Origin of the sequence: Indiicoccus explosivorum (assembly GCF_002167005.1) — a bacterium.
GTDB classification, from domain to species: domain Bacteria; phylum Bacillota; class Bacilli; order Bacillales_A; family Planococcaceae; genus Indiicoccus; species Indiicoccus explosivorum.
In genome coordinates this window covers 39,478-55,924 of record NZ_NHTN01000032.1, presented here as the reverse complement: position 1 = coordinate 55,924, position 16,447 = coordinate 39,478, and the positions used below count along the sequence as shown (strand labels likewise).

The 16,447-nt window shown below is 53.3% G+C and carries 18 protein-coding genes; 1 reads left to right on the top strand and 17 read right to left on the bottom strand.

Annotated elements, in window-relative coordinates; genetic code table 11:
• Positions 1 to 23: 23 nt before the first annotated feature.
• The 13 genes from asnS to CCE92_RS10335 form a co-directional block, all read right to left on the bottom strand.
• On the bottom strand, positions 24 to 1,319 hold the full coding sequence (gene asnS / locus CCE92_RS10395) for an asparagine--tRNA ligase (protein WP_088007595.1): 1,296 nt from the start codon (positions 1,317 to 1,319) through the stop codon (positions 24 to 26).
• Positions 1,320 to 1,346: 27 nt separating this feature from the next.
• The gene (locus CCE92_RS10390) at positions 1,347 to 2,540 is read right to left on the bottom strand and encodes a pyridoxal phosphate-dependent aminotransferase (protein WP_088007593.1); all 1,194 of its coding nucleotides are present in this window, start codon (positions 2,538 to 2,540) and stop codon (positions 1,347 to 1,349) included.
• Between the two features lie 15 nt (positions 2,541 to 2,555).
• The gene (locus tag CCE92_RS10385) at positions 2,556 to 3,026 is read right to left on the bottom strand and encodes a cell wall elongation regulator TseB-like domain-containing protein (RefSeq protein ID WP_088007592.1); all 471 of its coding nucleotides are present in this window, start codon (positions 3,024 to 3,026) and stop codon (positions 2,556 to 2,558) included.
• 6 nt (positions 3,027 to 3,032) lie between these two features.
• Positions 3,033 to 3,203: a YpmA family protein gene (locus CCE92_RS10380; protein WP_088007623.1), complete on the bottom strand. Its 171-nt coding sequence runs from the start codon at positions 3,201 to 3,203 to the stop codon at positions 3,033 to 3,035.
• Between the two features lie 22 nt (positions 3,204 to 3,225).
• Positions 3,226 to 5,979 (bottom strand): ATP-dependent DNA helicase DinG, 3'-5' exoribonuclease type, encoded by a 2,754-nt coding sequence (gene dinG / locus CCE92_RS10375; RefSeq protein ID WP_088007590.1) that lies wholly within the window; start codon positions 5,977 to 5,979, stop codon positions 3,226 to 3,228.
• Between the two features lie 148 nt (positions 5,980 to 6,127).
• Positions 6,128 to 6,511: an aspartate 1-decarboxylase gene (gene panD / locus CCE92_RS10370; RefSeq protein ID WP_088007588.1), complete on the bottom strand. Its 384-nt coding sequence runs from the start codon at positions 6,509 to 6,511 to the stop codon at positions 6,128 to 6,130.
• Positions 6,486 to 7,349: a pantoate--beta-alanine ligase gene (gene panC, locus CCE92_RS10365; protein WP_088007587.1), complete on the bottom strand. Its 864-nt coding sequence runs from the start codon at positions 7,347 to 7,349 to the stop codon at positions 6,486 to 6,488. Before panC ends, panD begins: the two co-directional genes overlap by 26 nt.
• Positions 7,346 to 8,182 (bottom strand): 3-methyl-2-oxobutanoate hydroxymethyltransferase, encoded by an 837-nt coding sequence (panB, locus tag CCE92_RS10360; protein WP_088007621.1) that lies wholly within the window; start codon positions 8,180 to 8,182, stop codon positions 7,346 to 7,348. The genes panC and panB overlap by 4 nt, the downstream gene beginning before the upstream one ends.
• Positions 8,183 to 8,398: 216 nt before the next feature.
• A complete protein-coding gene (locus CCE92_RS10355; protein ID WP_088007585.1) occupies positions 8,399 to 9,385 on the bottom strand; it encodes a biotin--[acetyl-CoA-carboxylase] ligase in 987 nt (328 codons plus the stop codon).
• Positions 9,342 to 10,508 (bottom strand): CCA tRNA nucleotidyltransferase, encoded by a 1,167-nt coding sequence (locus CCE92_RS10350; RefSeq protein ID WP_241535994.1) that lies wholly within the window; start codon positions 10,506 to 10,508, stop codon positions 9,342 to 9,344. Before CCE92_RS10350 ends, CCE92_RS10355 begins: the two co-directional genes overlap by 44 nt.
• Positions 10,505 to 11,641 (bottom strand): N-acetyl-alpha-D-glucosaminyl L-malate synthase BshA, encoded by a 1,137-nt coding sequence (gene bshA, locus CCE92_RS10345; protein WP_088007583.1) that lies wholly within the window; start codon positions 11,639 to 11,641, stop codon positions 10,505 to 10,507. Before bshA ends, CCE92_RS10350 begins: the two co-directional genes overlap by 4 nt.
• A 12-nt stretch (positions 11,642 to 11,653) precedes the next feature.
• A complete protein-coding gene (gene mgsA / locus CCE92_RS10340; protein ID WP_088007618.1) occupies positions 11,654 to 12,058 on the bottom strand; it encodes a methylglyoxal synthase in 405 nt (134 codons plus the stop codon).
• Position 12,059: 1 nt separating this feature from the next.
• Positions 12,060 to 12,407: a nucleotide pyrophosphohydrolase gene (locus CCE92_RS10335; RefSeq protein ID WP_088007581.1), complete on the bottom strand. Its 348-nt coding sequence runs from the start codon at positions 12,405 to 12,407 to the stop codon at positions 12,060 to 12,062.
• A gap of 103 nt (positions 12,408 to 12,510) precedes the next feature.
• Between CCE92_RS10335 and CCE92_RS10330 the strand changes: the two genes are divergently transcribed.
• Positions 12,511 to 13,380, top strand: a complete 870-nt coding sequence (locus CCE92_RS10330; RefSeq protein ID WP_088007579.1) for a YitT family protein — start codon at positions 12,511 to 12,513, stop codon at positions 13,378 to 13,380.
• A 77-nt stretch (positions 13,381 to 13,457) separates the two neighbouring features.
• Here the strand turns inward: CCE92_RS10330 and CCE92_RS10325 are convergent, their stop codons facing one another.
• The 4 genes from CCE92_RS10325 to qcrB form a co-directional block, all read right to left on the bottom strand.
• Entirely contained in the window at positions 13,458 to 14,135 is a 678-nt protein-coding gene (locus CCE92_RS10325; RefSeq protein WP_175578091.1) for a zinc metallopeptidase, read from the bottom strand.
• Positions 14,136 to 14,193: 58 nt separating this feature from the next.
• Positions 14,194 to 14,805: a lipoprotein heptaprenylglyceryl N-acetyltransferase LhaT gene (gene lhaT, locus CCE92_RS10320; RefSeq protein WP_088007575.1), complete on the bottom strand. Its 612-nt coding sequence runs from the start codon at positions 14,803 to 14,805 to the stop codon at positions 14,194 to 14,196.
• A 115-nt stretch (positions 14,806 to 14,920) separates the two neighbouring features.
• Complete coding sequence (locus tag CCE92_RS10315; protein WP_088007572.1) at positions 14,921 to 15,700, bottom strand: menaquinol-cytochrome c reductase cytochrome b/c subunit; 780 nt, start codon at positions 15,698 to 15,700, stop codon at positions 14,921 to 14,923.
• A gap of 48 nt (positions 15,701 to 15,748) precedes the next feature.
• Positions 15,749 to 16,423: a menaquinol-cytochrome c reductase cytochrome b subunit gene (gene qcrB, locus CCE92_RS10310; protein ID WP_088007562.1), complete on the bottom strand. Its 675-nt coding sequence runs from the start codon at positions 16,421 to 16,423 to the stop codon at positions 15,749 to 15,751.
• Between the last annotated feature and the right edge of the window lie 24 nt (positions 16,424 to 16,447).

The window sequence follows — 16,447 nt, the reverse complement described above, 5'->3', positions numbered from 1 at the left end:
CAGCAAGTAGTTGAAGAACCCTTTTAAGGGTACAACCGGTTCAGGAGGCGCGGGAACGGAATGGTCTCACGGACATGTTCCGCGCCGCTGATCCAGGCGACTGTCCGCTCCAGCCCAAGGCCGAAGCCTGAGTGCGGGACAGCGCCGTACTTCGACAGTTCCAAATACCATTTATACGCTTCTTCATCCAGTTTATGCTCTTCGATGCGATTCTTCAATAGGTCGAAATCATGAATCCGTTCTGAACCGCCGATAATTTCCCCGTATCCTTCCGGTGCAATCAAATCAGCACACAGGACCACGTCGTCCCGTTCCGGGTGCGGCTGCATATAAAACGGCTTAATGCCGATTGGGTAATTCGTTATAAAAACCGGCATGTCGAAACTTTCCGCAATCGCTGTTTCATGAGGGGCACCGAAATCATCCCCCCACTCGATGTCATCGAATCCCTGCTCGTTGAGGAACTTTACAGCATCGTCATAAGAAATGCGCGGGAATGGAGCCTTAATCTTTTCGAGCTTGGATGTGTCGCGTTCTAGCCGTTCGAGTTCGAGCGGGCAGTTCTTAAGCACGGACTGCACAATATGCGCAACATACTGCTCCTGCACTTCCAAGCTTTCCGCGTGTTCCGTGAAAGCCATTTCCGGCTCGATCATCCAGAATTCGATCAGATGACGGCGGGTCTTCGATTTTTCAGCCCGGAAGGTCGGACCGAAAGAGAATACTTTACCGAGTGCCATCGCGGCCGCTTCCATGTAAAGCTGACCGGACTGGGACAAATAAGCATCCTCTTCGAAGTACTTGGTCGCAAACAGTTCAGATGTGCCTTCAGGCGCCGAGCCTGTTAAAATCGGCGGATCCACTTTGACAAAACCATTGTCATTGAAAAATTCATAAGTGGCCCGGATGATTTCATTCCGGACTTTCATGATCGCGTGCTGTTTCCGCGACCGCAGCCATAAATGGCGGTTGTCCATCAGGAACTCTGTGCCATGCTCTTTCGGTGTGATCGGGAAATCGGTCGCCTCGTGAATGAGTTCGATGCCGCTGACCGCGAGTTCATAACCGAACGAGGAGCGGCTGTCCTCTTTCACTTCGCCGGTAATATAGAGGGAAGATTCCTGGGTTAGCGCTTTTGCGGCTGCAAAGATTTCTTCCCCCGCCTCCGCTTTGACGACGACCCCCTGCACAAAGCCTGTGCCGTCACGCAGCTGAAGGAATGCGATTTTCCCGCTTGAGCGCTTATTGGACAGCCATGCCCCGATTTTCACTTGTTCTCCTGTAAATTTCGGCATTTCTGCAATCGTGATTTTATGCATAGGTTGATTTTCCTCCAAATCTGTCAATCATCTTTCTTGCCACTTTTCTTCTGTAAACCGGCGGATTCTCTTCACCGCTTCGGTCAGCTGATCCATCGATGTCGCATAGGACAAGCGGATCGTATCCGGAGCTCCGAATCCGGAACCCGGAATGACGGCGACGTTCGCTTCTGTCAGAAGCGCGGCCGCATATTCATCAACAGAAGCATAGCCGGTATTCGCGGCCGCTTCCGACACATCCGGCAAGAGGTAAAAAGCGCCTTGCGGTTTGAGCACCTTGAATCCCGGTATCGAAGCGACTTCCGGATAAATGGCGTCCAACCGTTCTTCGAAAGCGCTCCTCATTTCTTCGACAGCGGCTTGGGGGCCCGTGTAGGCCGCAATCGCAGCGTATTGGGAAGTGGTCACCGGGTTGGAAGTGGAATGGCTCGCGAGGTCGGTCATGGCCTTGATCACTTCGGGATCCCCCGCCGCAAACCCGATCCGCCAGCCCGTCATGGAATGCGATTTCGATACCCCGTTGATGACGATGGTCCTCTTTTTCGCATCCGCCGACAATTCGGCTATCGAGACGTGGCTCACGCCCCCATAAAGCAATTTTTCATAAATTTCATCTGAAATGATCCAAATGTCCTTCTCTTTGCAGACTTCAGCCAGCTCTTCGAGTTCCTGCCGGGTATAGACCATCCCGGTCGGGTTGCTCGGTGAATTGAGGATGACTGCTTTCGTCGTCCCGCTGACGGTCTGAGCAAGCTGCTCCGGCGTTATTTTATACGCTGTTTCAGCCGATGCAGTTATGTAGACAGGCTTGCCTCCGGCGAGTTTGACCTGTTCCGGGTAACTGACCCAGTATGGAATCGGGATGATCACTTCATCACCCGGATCCAGCAGGACTTGGAACAGCGTATACAGGACGTGCTTCGCTCCGATTCCCACCATGATTTCCCCTCGGTCATACGACAGGCCCTGATCATTCTTCAATTTGTCCGCTATCGCTTCTTTTAATGCCGGCAGTCCTCCTGAAGGCGTATATTTTGTCTGGCCTTCCTTCATGGATTGCCATGCGGCTTCCAGAATATGGTCAGGGGTGTTGAAATCCGGTTCTCCTGCACCGAGACCGATGACATCCGCTCCCTGTGCTTTCAGTTCCTTCGCTTTTGCTGTAATCGCCAGTGTCGATGATGGCGTCAGTGCATTGACCCGCTGTGCAAGTTTTCCCACCGTCTCCCGCTCCTCTCACAAATTCAGAATCCGCTCCCGCCAGGAGCCGTCTTCCGCGCTGATATAGATGTAATTCAATTTCCCTGAATCCAGGAATGCGACTTCCCAGACCGGTCTGCCGTTGCCCGGCCCCAGTCTGACATGGAGAAGCTCAGGATTTTCAGCCTCCGCTAATGCTGTAGCCGCCGCCTGTTCGGCCTGGATCGCTCCCTCCAATGAAAAAACAGTCATCTCGCCTTCTTCAGATACGAAGACGGCGGTTTTCCCGCCATCGGGTCCAGTTCCGATGACGGTGACTGTCTGGTTCTTGCCATTATAGATCATCGATTCTTCCACGTTTTCCAGCAGCCCTGCTTCCAGCACCGCTTTTTCAGCAGCCGTTTCTTCAGCGCGGAATGGCTCCGCAGCCTGAAATGCACTGAAGACTGCTCCAATCAGTGCCAAAAGCACAAGAAAAGCGCCGATGAATTTGAACCACCACTTCATCAGCGGCTACGTCCGGTAAATAGTAAAAATCGCTTTTTCTTTATCGTCTTTATCAAGTGCCAGTCCGAACATAAGGTCATCATTCTTCAGCGTCCGGTTCAGGACATCGACGACCTTGTAGAGATCCGGCTGATAATCCACGGTAACTGTAGAAAGTACTTCGATTTTCGATTCCATCGCTATATCCATCCTTTTCATTTCATCCACCCTCATTATACCAGTCTTCAATGGAAGAGACCATCTTTTCAAGTGTCACATTCGCCGTCGGAACCGGCGGCAGCGCCCGGAGGAATTCAGGTCCGTAAGATTTCGTATGGATCCGGCGATCAAGCACAATGAAGAGTCCCCGGTCTCCTTTCGATCGGATAAGTCTGCCGAACCCTTGCCGGAGACGGATGACCGCTTCCGGAAGAGCATGGGCTAGAAACGGATTTTTCCCTTGAGCCATGAGTCTTTCCGATCTCGCCGTATATACCGGATCGTCAGGCGACGTGAATGGAAGACGGACGACGACGACCGCCCGCAGGGCATCCCCCGGCACATCCACTCCTTCCCAAAAACTGTTCGTCCCGAACAGGACCGATTTGCTGAACCGCTGGAATGATTTCAATAGACGCATCCGGCTCCCGGAGGACAATCCTTGGGCAAACAGCATATATTCGTCCAGCAGGCCGCTGTCCTGGATCAGCTCCACTGTCCGACGGAGCATATCCTGTGAAGTGAAAAGGACGAAACAGCGTCCTTCTGTCACCAGGACCGTCTGAGTGACTGCATCGGCCACCGCTTCAATGTAATCGGATTGCGGAACTTGCCGGATATCAGGCATATCTTCTACAACATAGACCCTGGCCCCTTCATAAAATTCCGGTTCCGGCTCGAACCGGATGAGAGGAACGCTGTCAGCAATCCCCAGCTGCCGCAGGATGAAGCGTTCGTCTGCCGGCACTGTCATAGTGCCCGAAAGGAGGACAATCCCATATTTGTTCCGGAGTGGCCCCAATACGTTGTTCACCGGGTCCGTCACTTCGAACGGCCGGTTGTAGACGGCGAGGCTGTTCGGCAGGCTTCTCAAGTCCCCTTCCGCCCACGAAATATCTTCCGCGGCCGGAAACACGAAAATATCGGCAAGTGCGATGGTATTTTCCGCGATTTCTTCTGTCCAGTAACGCCAGTCATTCAGTATGACATGCTGGCTGATCTCCAGTTCCGTCAGGCTGTCTGCTCGGCTGAGCAGCGTCCGTGAAAGATCGATCCAGCTGTTCAGGAGTTTGAACATCACCATCATTTCCGTCTCCTGCCGGCCGATTGAACTGAGGGGGAACGACCATTTTTTCTGTCTGCTGTTCCCTGCCGACTGGATGAAACGGGCGGACAGGGTGCCGCTGATCTGATCGAATTTTTCCGATATCCGGTTAAACAGGTACTCGAGGCGCAGCAGTTCATGTTCCGCTGCGATGCCGGTTTGTTGAGAAACCGCCAAGAATCGTGTGAACAGCTGTTCATCTTCCGAATTGCCGATTTGCCCGAAAATATATTTCCAGTTCGTATAGACGAATGTCCGCTTTTTTTTCGACAGGGCAGCCTGTATGAGCTGATGCGCTTCATCGACAATGAGTGATGCCGGCTTCTCCCCGAGTCCCCCGCCAAGCAGGAAAGCATGATTGGTCACAACGATATGTGCTGTTGCCGCTTTTTTCCTTGCGCGGTCATAGAAGTCCAGTTCCCGTTCTTCTTTCACAGGAGTCCGCATATGTGAACGCCGCATCTTATCAAGTACCAGTTGGCCGCCGCCGGAAACGTTCAGTTCGGTAAGATCTCCGACAGAAGTGGAAACGAGCCAGACAAGCACCTGCATCAGTGTAAAGGTTTCGTCATACGATTCATCGTCGCTGGCCAGCTGCTCGCTCAGCCGCTGCAGGTCGAGATAATGGCTCATACCTTTGACTAGCGCGATCGACAACGGATGGCCGACACATTCTTTCACGATCCGGCCCTCGTTGCGCAGGAGCTGTTCCTGCAGATGGGTCGTGTATGTACTGATGATGACCTGTTCGCCGCTGGAAAGCGCGTACTCGGCGGCAGGAAGCAGGTAGCCGATTGTCTTCCCCATCCCGGTCGCCGCTTCCATTACGACTTCCTCTTTTTGAGCAAGGGCGCGGCTGACGGTCCCGATCAGCTTTTCCTGGCTCTCCCGATATTCGAAGTACGGCATAGTTTTTGAAAGCAGCCGGACCGGATCGGACTGTCTTTCGTACCGGAGGGGTCGGACTGATTCCTCTTGTTCGGGAAGCTTCAGCGGAATTCCTTTGAAGGAGGTATGGGCACTTCCAACAGCGGACCGGTCTTTCATTGAAAGTATACGGAAAAGCAGGGACGAAATGTCTGATCTCAGACCGAACGACCGTTTGTGGAGAAGCTCCAGTGTCCGGAAGGGCAGCGAGGAAAGTTTTTTTTCAGTCTCCATGAACAGCTTGGCCGTCGCAACCGCATCTTCATCGGCGCGGTGGGCGGAGCTGAGCGGAATTCCAAGCTCGCTTGCAATGTCCTGCAGCTTATAACTGAACGCGGTCGGAAAGGCGAGTCGGGAAAGTTCGACCGTATCCACCACCAAACCCCGCCAACGAGCGATGCCTGCACGCTGAAATTCAGCATTGAGGAAGGTAAGATCGAAATCCGCGTTATGGGCCACGAAAATGGCATCTTCCAAGGTTTCGCGGATTTCTGGAGCCACCTCTTCAAAAAGGGGAGCGGATTCCACATCTTCATTCCGGATTCCTGTCAGTTCCTGAATGAAGGCCGGAATCTTTTGTTCCGGATTGATGAACGTGCTGAATGTCTGGATAATTTTTCCATCCGAGACAGTCACCATCCCGATCTGGATGATGCGTCCGCCCTTTGAAAGGGAACTCCCGGTCGTTTCCAGGTCGACGACTATGTATGTTGGGGCTTCCATTGAATTCCCCTCTTTCATTATGGATTACGTTGAAAATTGTAACACAAGAGACAGGTTCCCGGTGTACTGAAGCGACAGTGACCTGCATCCGGTTTCCGGAACCAAAAGAAAACGGCTGGAGCCCCAGAGCCCTCAGCCGAATATTCGTTTACATGACAGTCGCTTCCGGCTCATAACTGATCGTTTCCCGGATCCGGTTATCGCCGTCCATGATCAGTACGGTCGGCTTGTGTTCTTTCGCCTTTTCGTCCATGACATATGCATAAGACAGGATGATGACTACATCGCCTTTTTGGACGAGCCGGGCAGCGGCACCGTTGACACAGATCACGCCGGAACCGCGCTCCCCCGCAATGATGTAAGTCTCGAACCGTGCGCCATTGTTATTGTTGACGACATGCACTTTTTCATTCGGCAGCATGCCTGCAGCATCGAGCAGGTCCGAATCGATGGTGATACTGCCGACATAATTCAGGTCGGCCTGCGTTACGGTCGCCCGGTGGATTTTAGAATTCAGCATCATTCGAAGCATGGGGATTCTCCTTTAAGTGTAATAATAGATTGTCGATGAGCCGGGCCTTGCCGAACTGGACAGCGACGGCGAGAACTGCCGTTCCTTCCGGCTTTTCCTGAAGTTCCGGATAACTCAGGAATTCCACATAGTCGATCGTTCCGGACGTGTTATTTTCGATATGACGGCGGACTGCCGGTACCGGATCCCTTCCTTCCAGCACCGCTTCCCGGCCGAGTTTCAGCGCCTCATAGAGGGCAGGCGCTTCCATGCGTTCCCGATCAGACAAATAGATGTTACGGGAACTTTTGGCAAGCCCGTCTTCTTCCCGGACAGTGGCCCCCCGACGGATCGTCACAGGAAAATCATAATCCTGCACGAATTTTTCGATGATCGCCAGCTGCTGGGCATCTTTTTGGCCGAAATAAGCCCGGTCGGCACCGGTCAAGTGGAACAGCTTCGTCACGACTTTCAGCACGCCATCGAAATGACCGGGCCTGCTCTTTCCGCATAACCGTTCCGCCTGCCGGCCGGCGCGTATCACTGCGCCAATTTCAGAAGGATACATCTCTTTTGGGGAGGGCGCAAAAAATGCATCCGCACCGGCCGATTCGGCCAGTCTGATATCTTTCGGCAAATCCCGCGGATACCGATCAAAGTCCTCTCCAGGTCCGAATTGGGCAGGATTGACGAACACGCTGACGATCACCGCGCCGTTTTCCGTTTTCGCCTGCCGGATGAGGGACAGGTGCCCCTCGTGCAGGAATCCCATTGTCGGCACGAAACCAAGAGTCAGTCCTTCCGCTTTCCGTTTATTCACCCAGCTTTTCAGCCCGGCTTTCGTTTCAATGACTTTCATTTTGTTTCTCCGTACAGCTGGAGAAGTTCCTCTTCTTCCATGGAGAATTGATGTTCCGCTGCCGGGAATGCACCGCTTTTCACTTCGGCCGCATACTTGGCAAGCCCTTCTGCCATGCCGGCTCCCGCGTCTGCATAAGACCGGACGAATTTGGGCACATGATGCGACCCGTACCGCACTGTGTCGTGATAAACCAGGACCTGGCCGTCCGTCCCGGCGCCCGCTCCGATCCCGATCACCGGGATTGAAAGGCTTTCAGAGATTTTCCGGGCAAGCTGGTGGGGAACGCATTCGAGGACAAGCATACAAGCGCCCGCTTCTTCACAGGCAAGCGCATCCGCCAGGAGCTCCCTGGCAGCTTCGGCCGTCTTACCCTGTACCCTGTACCCGCCGATGACACCTGCGCTCTGCGGCAGGAGGCCAAGATGCGCGACAACCGGGATCCCTGTTCGGGTCAAGAGCCGGATGACTTCGATGATTTCGCCGCCGCCTTCGAGTTTCAGCGCTTCCGCGTTTGTTTCCTGGAAGATCCGCACAGCGTTTTCCAGTGTCCGGTCGGTGCCTCCATGGAAGGAACCGAACGGCATATCGACCACCAGGAAAGTATCCCCCGCCCCTTTTCTGGCCGCTTTACCGTGGTGGATCATATCGCTGACCGTCACCGGAACGGTCGAATCATACCCGAGCACGACCATGCCGAGCGAATCGCCGACCAGCAGGACATCGATGCCCGACGCCTCCGCAATTTTCGCTGAAGGATAATCATAAGCGGTCAGCATTGCGATCTTTTCGCCTTCTTTTTTCATTTTTTTCAATGAAGCGGTTGTTTTCATTCGCTGTTTCTCTCCTTTCTTAAGGAGAAAACCCATATGAAAGCCCTTCTGTTCCGAATGGACAGAAGGGCAGAATTTACACAATCGGGTTCCTCCGTCCCTGTCATGAAAGATCAAGGCAGATATATTCTGTTGCGCTTAACGGTAATGCCGGTGCAGTTCCGGAATGGATACTGCCCTTAGTGATACTATAGCAAACGCGATTGTAGAGCTCAATTAATCAGAAGCAAGTTCTATATCCGCAGAATAAATCTGATGAATCTTTCCGTCATCGGTCTTCAGCTCAAGGACGCCATCCGGAGTGATTCCCATCGCCAGCCCTTCGAGGACTTCCCGCGGAGAGGAAGCGCGGATCCGTTTTCCAAGCGTGACGGAGTACCCTTCCCAGAGGGATTTCAACGGAGTGAAACCTTGGCTGATGTACAGTTCCGTATACCGTTCTAGGTGGCGGAATATCGACCGGATCAAGTCCTGCCTGCTGACCGCCTCCCCTTTCCCGATGCGGAGCGAAGATGCGATACCTTGCACCTCCTCCGCAAAATCGCCGCGTTCCTGATTGACATTCAGCCCGATTCCGATGATCAGTGCATGGATCCTGTCCATATCCGCCTGAAGTTCCGTCAGGATGCCTGTGCATTTGCGTCCATTCAGCAGGATGTCGTTCGGCCATTTGATTTCCGGCCTCAGTCCCGTCGTTTCCTCAATGGCCCTCACTACCGCAACTGCTGTGACAAGTGTGAATTGCGGAGCTTTCTGGGGCGGAACATCCGGCCGGAGAATGACGCTCATCCAAATTCCTTTCCCGAATGCCGAATCCCATGGCCTGGCCAGTCTTCCCCTGCCGGCTGATTGGCTTTCCGCCAGCACAGCTGTGCCGCCCGGTGCCCCTTCCTGCGCCAGCTGATGGGCAATGATCTGTGTAGACACAACTGTTTCATGGTAATCAATACGGCGGCCTATGTACCGGGTATCCAGTCCCGGCTGGATGACTTCAGGTTTGAGGGAATCCGGCACACCGCTGAGGATATATCCTTTCTTTTTGACCGAATGGATGTCATATCCTCTCGACTGCAATTCTCTGATATGTTTCCAGACAGCGGTGCGGGAAATCCCGAACTCATCGGCGAACTGCTGGCCGGATACCGCTTCGCCCCCAGCTTCAATCAGGCGCCTGGCCAGCTGGTCTGTGATTGTTATATTCATCGAGGAACCAATCCTTTATTTGAACTTTGTCATTTGCTAATTCCCTTTCCACCACTTTGCGTTCAATGACGGCCAGCCACTCCCGCAGCCAAGGTCCCCGGCCGGCGCCGGTCCACTCCAGCAAATCGGTTCCGTCCACTGCGAGTTCGGATTTCGACTGGATGGGCAATGTCCGCTTCGCCACTTCGACGGCGATCCGTCTGTCCGACAGCTTCGCTGCATGTTCCAATTCCTCTGCGGTATGGCTGTAGAGCACCCAGCTGTCCCATGATTCTTTCCGAGCCGCGCTGAGGATTCCTCGGAGGAGCTTTTTTTCTTTATTCGAAAACTTATACGGCCATACCGCTTCCGCTTCCGCATGCTGCTTCAGCAGCAAAAACGCCCAGCCGGTGACAGGTGCAGCCATCTTTTCGGGATAATCCGCCGGAACTTCGGTAAACAGGAAACCCGCCGGAAGGAATGACGGCATGCCCGATGCCGCCAGGAACGCGAGTCCTTTTTTGGCGTGCGCGCCTGTCAGCAGCTTATCCAGTTCCGTTTTGATCCGTTCGATGGCGATCGCCTGGATCCGTCGGGCATTCATCCGCAGCGAATCTGCTGTCCGGCCGTCCAGTTCGAAACCGAGCTGACCGGCGAACCGGACGGCCCGGAGCATCCGGAGAGCGTCTTCCCGGAACCGCTCATCCGGATCGCCCACTGCGCGGATCACTTTCCGGTCGAGGTCCAGCTGTCCTTCGAATGGGTCAATCACTTCATGGTTCTTCGTCAGTGCCATGGCATTGATCGTGAAATCCCTTCGCCGCAAATCTTCAGTCAAGGACGTGATGAATTCGACGGAATCCGGACGACGGCTGTCTGAATAGCCGCTTTCCGTCCGGAAAGTCGTCACTTCGATTCCTGCGCCGCCGGCAAGGACCAGGACGGTCCCATGGCTGATGCCCGTATCGGCTGTACGGGGGAACAGTTTTTTCACTTGTCCGGGAAGCGCATCGGTCGCGACATCGACATCCGACGGAGATTTCCCGAGCAGCAGATCCCGGACGGCTCCGCCGACGATATAAGCCTCAAATCCCGCTTTCTCCAGTTCATTAATGATTTCCTTGGCTGATTCCATTTCTTTCATGACTGTCCCATCACTTTCATGTACAACTCCTCATATGCCGACAGGATGGCAGAAGAATGAAAGCGCCGGGCGACCGTCTGCAGCGCCCCGTTCGTCATGTCCTTGTACACGTCTTGCTGCGTCAGCATCCCGATCGTCTTTTCTGCCGCCACGCGGAAATCGCCGACCGGCACAAGGAAGCCATTTATGCCGTCTTCCACCACTTCCGGAATGCCGCCGGCACGCGTGGCGACGCATGGCACCCCGCAAGCCATCGCTTCGAGCAGGACCAGTCCGAACGACTCCTTCTCGGACATGAGCAGCATGACATCACTCAAGTTGTAAAGTTCGGCCAGCCCATCCTGTTTCCCGAGAAGCAGGATTTCTTTTTCCAGCCCGAGTTCTTTACGCAGCCCGATGATCCGGGTCATTTCCGGACCGTCCCCGACCAGGATCAGTTTGGCACCGATCCGCTCCCGCACAAGCTGAAACGTCCTGACGACGTCTTCCACCCGCTTCACTTTCCGGAAGTTGGAAACGTGAATCAGGACTTTTTCATCTTCCCCGATGCCAAGTTCTTTCTTCAGCGCAGCTTCATCTTTCGGCCGGTATTCCCGCTCATCAACGAAGTTATGTATCGTGACAATCTCTTTTTCTGTACCGATCAGTTCCGCTGTCTGCTTCTTCAGCGAATCGGAAACGGCCGTCACGGCATCCGATTTTTCGATGCCGTAGCGGATCGCTCCCTGAAGGGAGGAATCATAGCCCAGGACCGTGATATCCGTCCCATGGAGCGTCGTGACGATTTTCGTCTCGGGTCTGCCGGCCATCTCCCTGCCTAAGATCGCACAGACCGCATGCGGGATTGCGTAATGGACATGCATGAGGTCGAGCTGTTCATTTTCAATCACTTCCGCGATTTTATTGGCAAGCGCGATATCATAAGGTGCGTACTGAAAAACGGAATAACTGTTCACTTCCACCTGATGGCTCGTGATGTTCGAGTTGATCTTGTTCAGACGGAAAGGCATTCCGGAGGTAATGAAGTGGACATCATGCCCTTTTTCAGCAAGCAGTTTCCCGAGTTCCGTGGCGATTACGCCCGAACCGCCCACTGTCGGATAACACGTGATGCCGATTTTCAGCTTTTTCAATCCGTTTGCCTCCTATTCGTCATTCCGCCGGATGAGCCGCCAGTCGAAAAAGCCGGCCTCCAGCCCTTTCAGTAAAACTTCCGCAGTACCCATATTCGTGGCAAGGGGCACTTCGTAGACATCTGCCAGGCGGATCAGGGCCGAAACATCCGGCTCGTGCGGCTGGGCAGTCAGCGGATCCCTGAAAAACACGATCAAGTCCATCCGATTTTGTGCGATCGACGCGCCGATCTCCTGATCTCCGCCAAGCGGACCGGATTTGAAGCGGGTGACATCCAGACCGGTCTCGTCAATGATCCGAAGCCCGGTGGTCCCGGTGGCGAAAAGATCGTGCTTACTAAGGATCGTTTTATAAGCGATGATGAATTCGATCAATTTGTCTTTTTTTTCATCATGCGCAACGAGCGCAATGTTCAGCTTATTTTTTTCCATCGTCGCCTTCCTTTCTCGTCCACCGATTTTTGTCCCGTGTCCTGAATTTCTCCATGACCCGGTCGTGCGCTTCCGCGAGATCGATTCCAAGGGAATTCGCCATGCAGATCAGGACGAACAGAAGATCGCCCATCTCCTCTTCCACTGTTTTCTGCTCCTCTTCCGGCTTTTTTTGTTTGGGTCCATATACATGGCTCACTTCCCGTGCAAGTTCGCCCAATTCTTCGGTCAGCCGGACGGTCAGCTCCATCGGAGTGAAATACCCTTCCTTGAACTGGCTGATGTAATCATCCACGTCATTCTGTAATTCCTTCACCGTCTTGGTGCTGTCCATGCTATCACTCTCCTCATTTAAGAGTAATTAAAGCGGGGCGTGTTGTCAAAATGCGACGGATGGCACATAATACAACAGGAGCAACCGTTGAGGGGGAATTGTCTTGCTACAGGGAATCCGGATCAAAAATGTTTTATTCATTCTGTTGGGGGCCGCCATTTTCAGTTTCGGCCTTGTCCACTTCAATATCCAGAATGAACTCGGTGAAGGCGGGTTCACGGGAATCACGCTTATTTTGCTGTTCCTGTTCGATTTGGACCCGGCCGTCATGAATCTTGTATTGAATATCCCGCTGTTTTTCATCGGCTGGAAACTTCTCGGGCGGAAAGTCTTCATTTACACACTGATCGGAACATTTGCGGTTTCCGCGTTTCTGAAAGTGTTCCAGATCTATGAGATCCGAATCGATTTGGATGGCGATCTCCTGCTTGCCGCTCTGTTTGCCGGCGTCTTTATCGGCATAGGACTCGGCATCATTTTCCGGTATGGAGGCACGACCGGCGGCGTGGATATCCTCGCCCGTCTCAGCTTGAAATATATCGGCTGGAGTATGGGGAAAACCATGTTTTTGTTCGATGCGATGGTCATCCTTCTCTCCCGGCTCACGTTTCTCGATAACAAGACGATGATGTACACGCTCGTCGCCGTTTTCGTGGGCGCACGGGTGATCGACTTCGTTCAGGAAGGTGCATATGCAGGCCGGGGTGCCATGATCATTTCGGATGCCCAGGAAACGATTGCAAGCCGCATCACGAAAGAGATGGACCGCGGTGTCACTGTCCTCCGGGGATATGGCCATTTTTCCAAAGCGGAACGGGAAGTGCTGTATTGTGTCGTATCGAGAAACGAAATCGTGCGGCTGAAAAACATCATCACGTCGGTGGATCCGCACGCCTTCGTTTCGCTCATTGAAGTGCATGACGTGATGGGGGAAGGGTTCACACTGGACGAACAAAAACGGCCGCTGGACTGAAAAGCCTGTCGGTATGTCGAAAACACATCGTTTCAATACGAAAAGACCGCCCGGGATTTTCCGGTGCGGTCTCTTTTTTATTCCCGATTCATTCCTGTGTAGAGCAGGATAAGACGGAGCAGTTCGAGTACAGCGACTGCAGTGGCTGCCACGTAGGTCATCGCCGCCGCGTTCAGTACTTTTTTCGCGGATTTCTCTTCCGTGTTGCGGATGATTCCCGTTGAAACGAGCTGGTCCATCGCCCGGTTGGAAGCATTGAATTCGACAGGAAGCGTGACGAATTGGAACAGGACTCCGACCGCCAGCAGGATGATTCCGATCAGCAGCATATTCGTCGCATAGGAGAACAGCCCGATCATAATGAAAATCCAGGAAGCGTTGGATGAGATATTAACGAGCGGCACCATCCGATGGCGGAATCGCAGGAATGCATAGTCCTGTGCGTCCTGGATGGCGTGGCCGACTTCATGGGCAGCGACTGCTGTCCCGGCGACCGATGGCTCATGGTAATTATGCGGACTGAGCGCGACCGTTTTCGTTACCGGGTTATAGTGATCACTGAGCATCCCACGGCTCTCGACCACCTTCACATGATGGAGGCCGTTTTCGTCGAGGATCTGCCGTGCCACTTCCGCACCGGTCCGGCCGGAAGTCGATCTGACTTTCGAATACTTGTTATACGTGTTTTTCAGCTTGAACTGCGCCCACAGCGGGATGATCAGCAGCAGGATAAAATAGAGGATAAACATCGCCATTTCTATTTTTTCCGTCCTTTCTGTCTCTTTGAACTTACCTTAATTATACGTGTCAACATCAGGAATGGTCAATCGATTGGCCCTGCTGCCGGCTAAACTTCACTGCGAATCCGGCAATCAGGATGCAGGCGACAGACAGCCAGAAGGTGAAGTAGCCGATTTCATTCGCATGCTGTTCCAGCACCCGATATATCGGCATTTGACCGAAGACGTAATCGATCACGTCATTATGCAGCGTCCAGACAGCCGCAATTCCGACCGACAGGAAACCGAACCGGTAGAACGGGAGATACAGGATGGCCTGGACCGCCATCGCGAAATGGGAAACGACAAGCATCCATCCCATCCAGCCGATAGACCCGAGCTCTGCGAGGGTCAACAGGTTCATGACGACCGCCCACAGCCCATATTTGACGAGTGTCACGACTGCAAGCGCTTCGATGAGCGGTGCATGTTTGCCGAACAGCCAAAATCCGACGGCAATTGTAAAGAATAGGCTCGCCGTCGGACTGTCCGGAACGAACACGAGAAATATCGGATCTGTAATGGCCAGCTGGCCGCCATACCATATGTAGCCGTAAATGGTTCCGAACAAGTTTACGGTAAACAGCAAGAGGAGGAATGGGCGGTACATCAGCCACTCCGTGAAAACAGGCAATTTCCCCTTCATAACTTCCCCCTTTTTATTTTTTCATCAACACTTTTCCATGAGGCGGCAGGCCGGGACTCGGCCTTACCGCCATTTTGGATAAACAAAAAGAGTCAGTTTCCTGACTCTTTCTGCTTTATTCTTCGTCTCCGAGTGTTGCGATGAATTCTGCCAGCACTGCCAGTTCTTCTTCGGAACCGGTCCAGGATGGCGGCATCGCCACCACGTCATTCTTCGTGATTCCGTTGACCGCGATCTCGGCGATTTCCTCGGCTGTCTTTTCGGTCGTAACGAGCGCCGGTCCTACTCCGCCTTCCAGGTTTTCACCGTGGCAGTTGATACAGGTAGCGTTCGCATAAATCTGATAGCCTTCCGACTCTTTGTCGATCGCGACTTCTTCCACAATCTGTCCTTGCGCTTCCGCAGCTTCCCAGTCATGGTTTACTACTGATTCCCAAGTCAGGTAAACGATCGATGAAAGGGCGAGCAGCATGAATGCTGTCGGCAGCGGCCGCTTGATCGGCCGGCGTTCAGGTCCCGGATCGAGGAACGGAGCCAAGAGGAGCGCTGTGAACGCGAGTCCCGGCACGATGATCGCACCTACGATGTTATAAGGACCTGAAGCGAACTCATACTTCAGCAGCTGATACAGGAAAAGGAAGTACCAGTCAGGCAGCGGTATGTAGCCGGTGTCTGTCGGATCCGCCTGTGCTTCGAGCGGCGACGGATGAGCGACTGTGAGAATAAGGAAACCGATGAGGAAGACAGCACCGATCAGCCATTCCTTCAAAAGAAAGTTCGGATAGAATGCCTCGGTCTTACCCGGGTATTCGGAATAGTCTTTCGGAATGTTCGGCTTGCGAAGAGCAGGCACCCGGGAATCCCCGACGAATTTCATCCCTTTTCCGCGATGCATAGAATCCCCTCCTTCTAAAAATCTTCAATCTTCAGTCCAGTGCAAGGCTTAAAGCGGACCGGAGATCCCTTGCTTTCTGATCATGATAAAGTGTGCTCCCATCAGGCCGAGCAAGGCAGCTGGAAGGAAAAACACATGGATTGCAAAGAACCGGGTCAATGTCTGTGCCCCGAGAATGGTATCATCCCCGGCAAGCAGGATTTTAATGTACTCCCCGATGACAGGAACAGAAGCGGCGATCTCGATTCCGACCTTTGTCGCGAACAGTGCCTTCATGTCCCAAGGAAGCAGGTAGCCGGTGAATCCGAGACCCAGGATGACGCCGAACAGCATGACGCCGACCATCCAGTTCAATTCACGCGGTTTCTTATACGAGCCTGTGAAGAAGACACGTAACGTGTGCAAAAAGATCATAACGATAACGAGCGAAGCGCCCCAATGGTGCATGCCGCGCACAATCTCTCCGAATGCTACTTCATTCTGGAGATAATAAACCGAATTCCAGGCATTTTCTACATCCGGAACATAGTACATTGTCAGGAACATACCGGACAGGATCTGGATCACTGTCACAAAGAAAGTAAGTCCGCCGAAACAGTAGACGAATGCTGAAAAGTGGTGTGCGGGGTTGACATGCTCCGGCACTTCATGGTCTGCGATATCCCGCCAGATCGGCGTGATATCAAGACGCTCATCGACCCAATCATAAAGCTTGTTTAGCACTGTGCCGTCCCCCTTTCTGATTAA

Bases quoted from the DNA above. Each gene is read 5' to 3' on its own strand.
- asnS (WP_088007595.1), bottom strand. From the start codon at position 1,319: ATGCATAAAATCACGATTGCAGAAATGCCGAAATTTACAGGAGAACAA.
- CCE92_RS10385 (WP_088007592.1), bottom strand. From the start codon at position 3,026: ATGAAGTGGTGGTTCAAATTCATCGGCGCTTTTCTTGTGCTTTTGGCA.
- CCE92_RS10380 (WP_088007623.1), bottom strand. From the start codon at position 3,203: ATGGAATCGAAAATCGAAGTACTTTCTACAGTTACCGTGGATTATCAG.
- dinG (WP_088007590.1), bottom strand. From the start codon at position 5,979: ATGGAAGCCCCAACATACATAGTCGTCGACCTGGAAACGACCGGGAGT.
- panD (WP_088007588.1), bottom strand. From the start codon at position 6,511: ATGCTTCGAATGATGCTGAATTCTAAAATCCACCGGGCGACCGTAACG.
- panC (WP_088007587.1), bottom strand. From the start codon at position 7,349: ATGAAAGTCATTGAAACGAAAGCCGGGCTGAAAAGCTGGGTGAATAAA.
- panB (WP_088007621.1), bottom strand. From the start codon at position 8,182: ATGAAAACAACCGCTTCATTGAAAAAAATGAAAAAAGAAGGCGAAAAG.
- CCE92_RS10355 (WP_088007585.1), bottom strand. From the start codon at position 9,385: ATGAATATAACAATCACAGACCAGCTGGCCAGGCGCCTGATTGAAGCT.
- CCE92_RS10350 (WP_241535994.1), bottom strand. From the start codon at position 10,508: ATGAAAGAAATGGAATCAGCCAAGGAAATCATTAATGAACTGGAGAAA.
- CCE92_RS10335 (WP_088007581.1), bottom strand. From the start codon at position 12,407: ATGGACAGCACCAAGACGGTGAAGGAATTACAGAATGACGTGGATGAT.
- CCE92_RS10325 (WP_175578091.1), bottom strand. From the start codon at position 14,135: ATGGCGATGTTTATCCTCTATTTTATCCTGCTGCTGATCATCCCGCTG.
- lhaT (WP_088007575.1), bottom strand. From the start codon at position 14,805: ATGAAGGGGAAATTGCCTGTTTTCACGGAGTGGCTGATGTACCGCCCA.
- CCE92_RS10315 (WP_088007572.1), bottom strand. From the start codon at position 15,700: ATGCATCGCGGAAAAGGGATGAAATTCGTCGGGGATTCCCGGGTGCCT.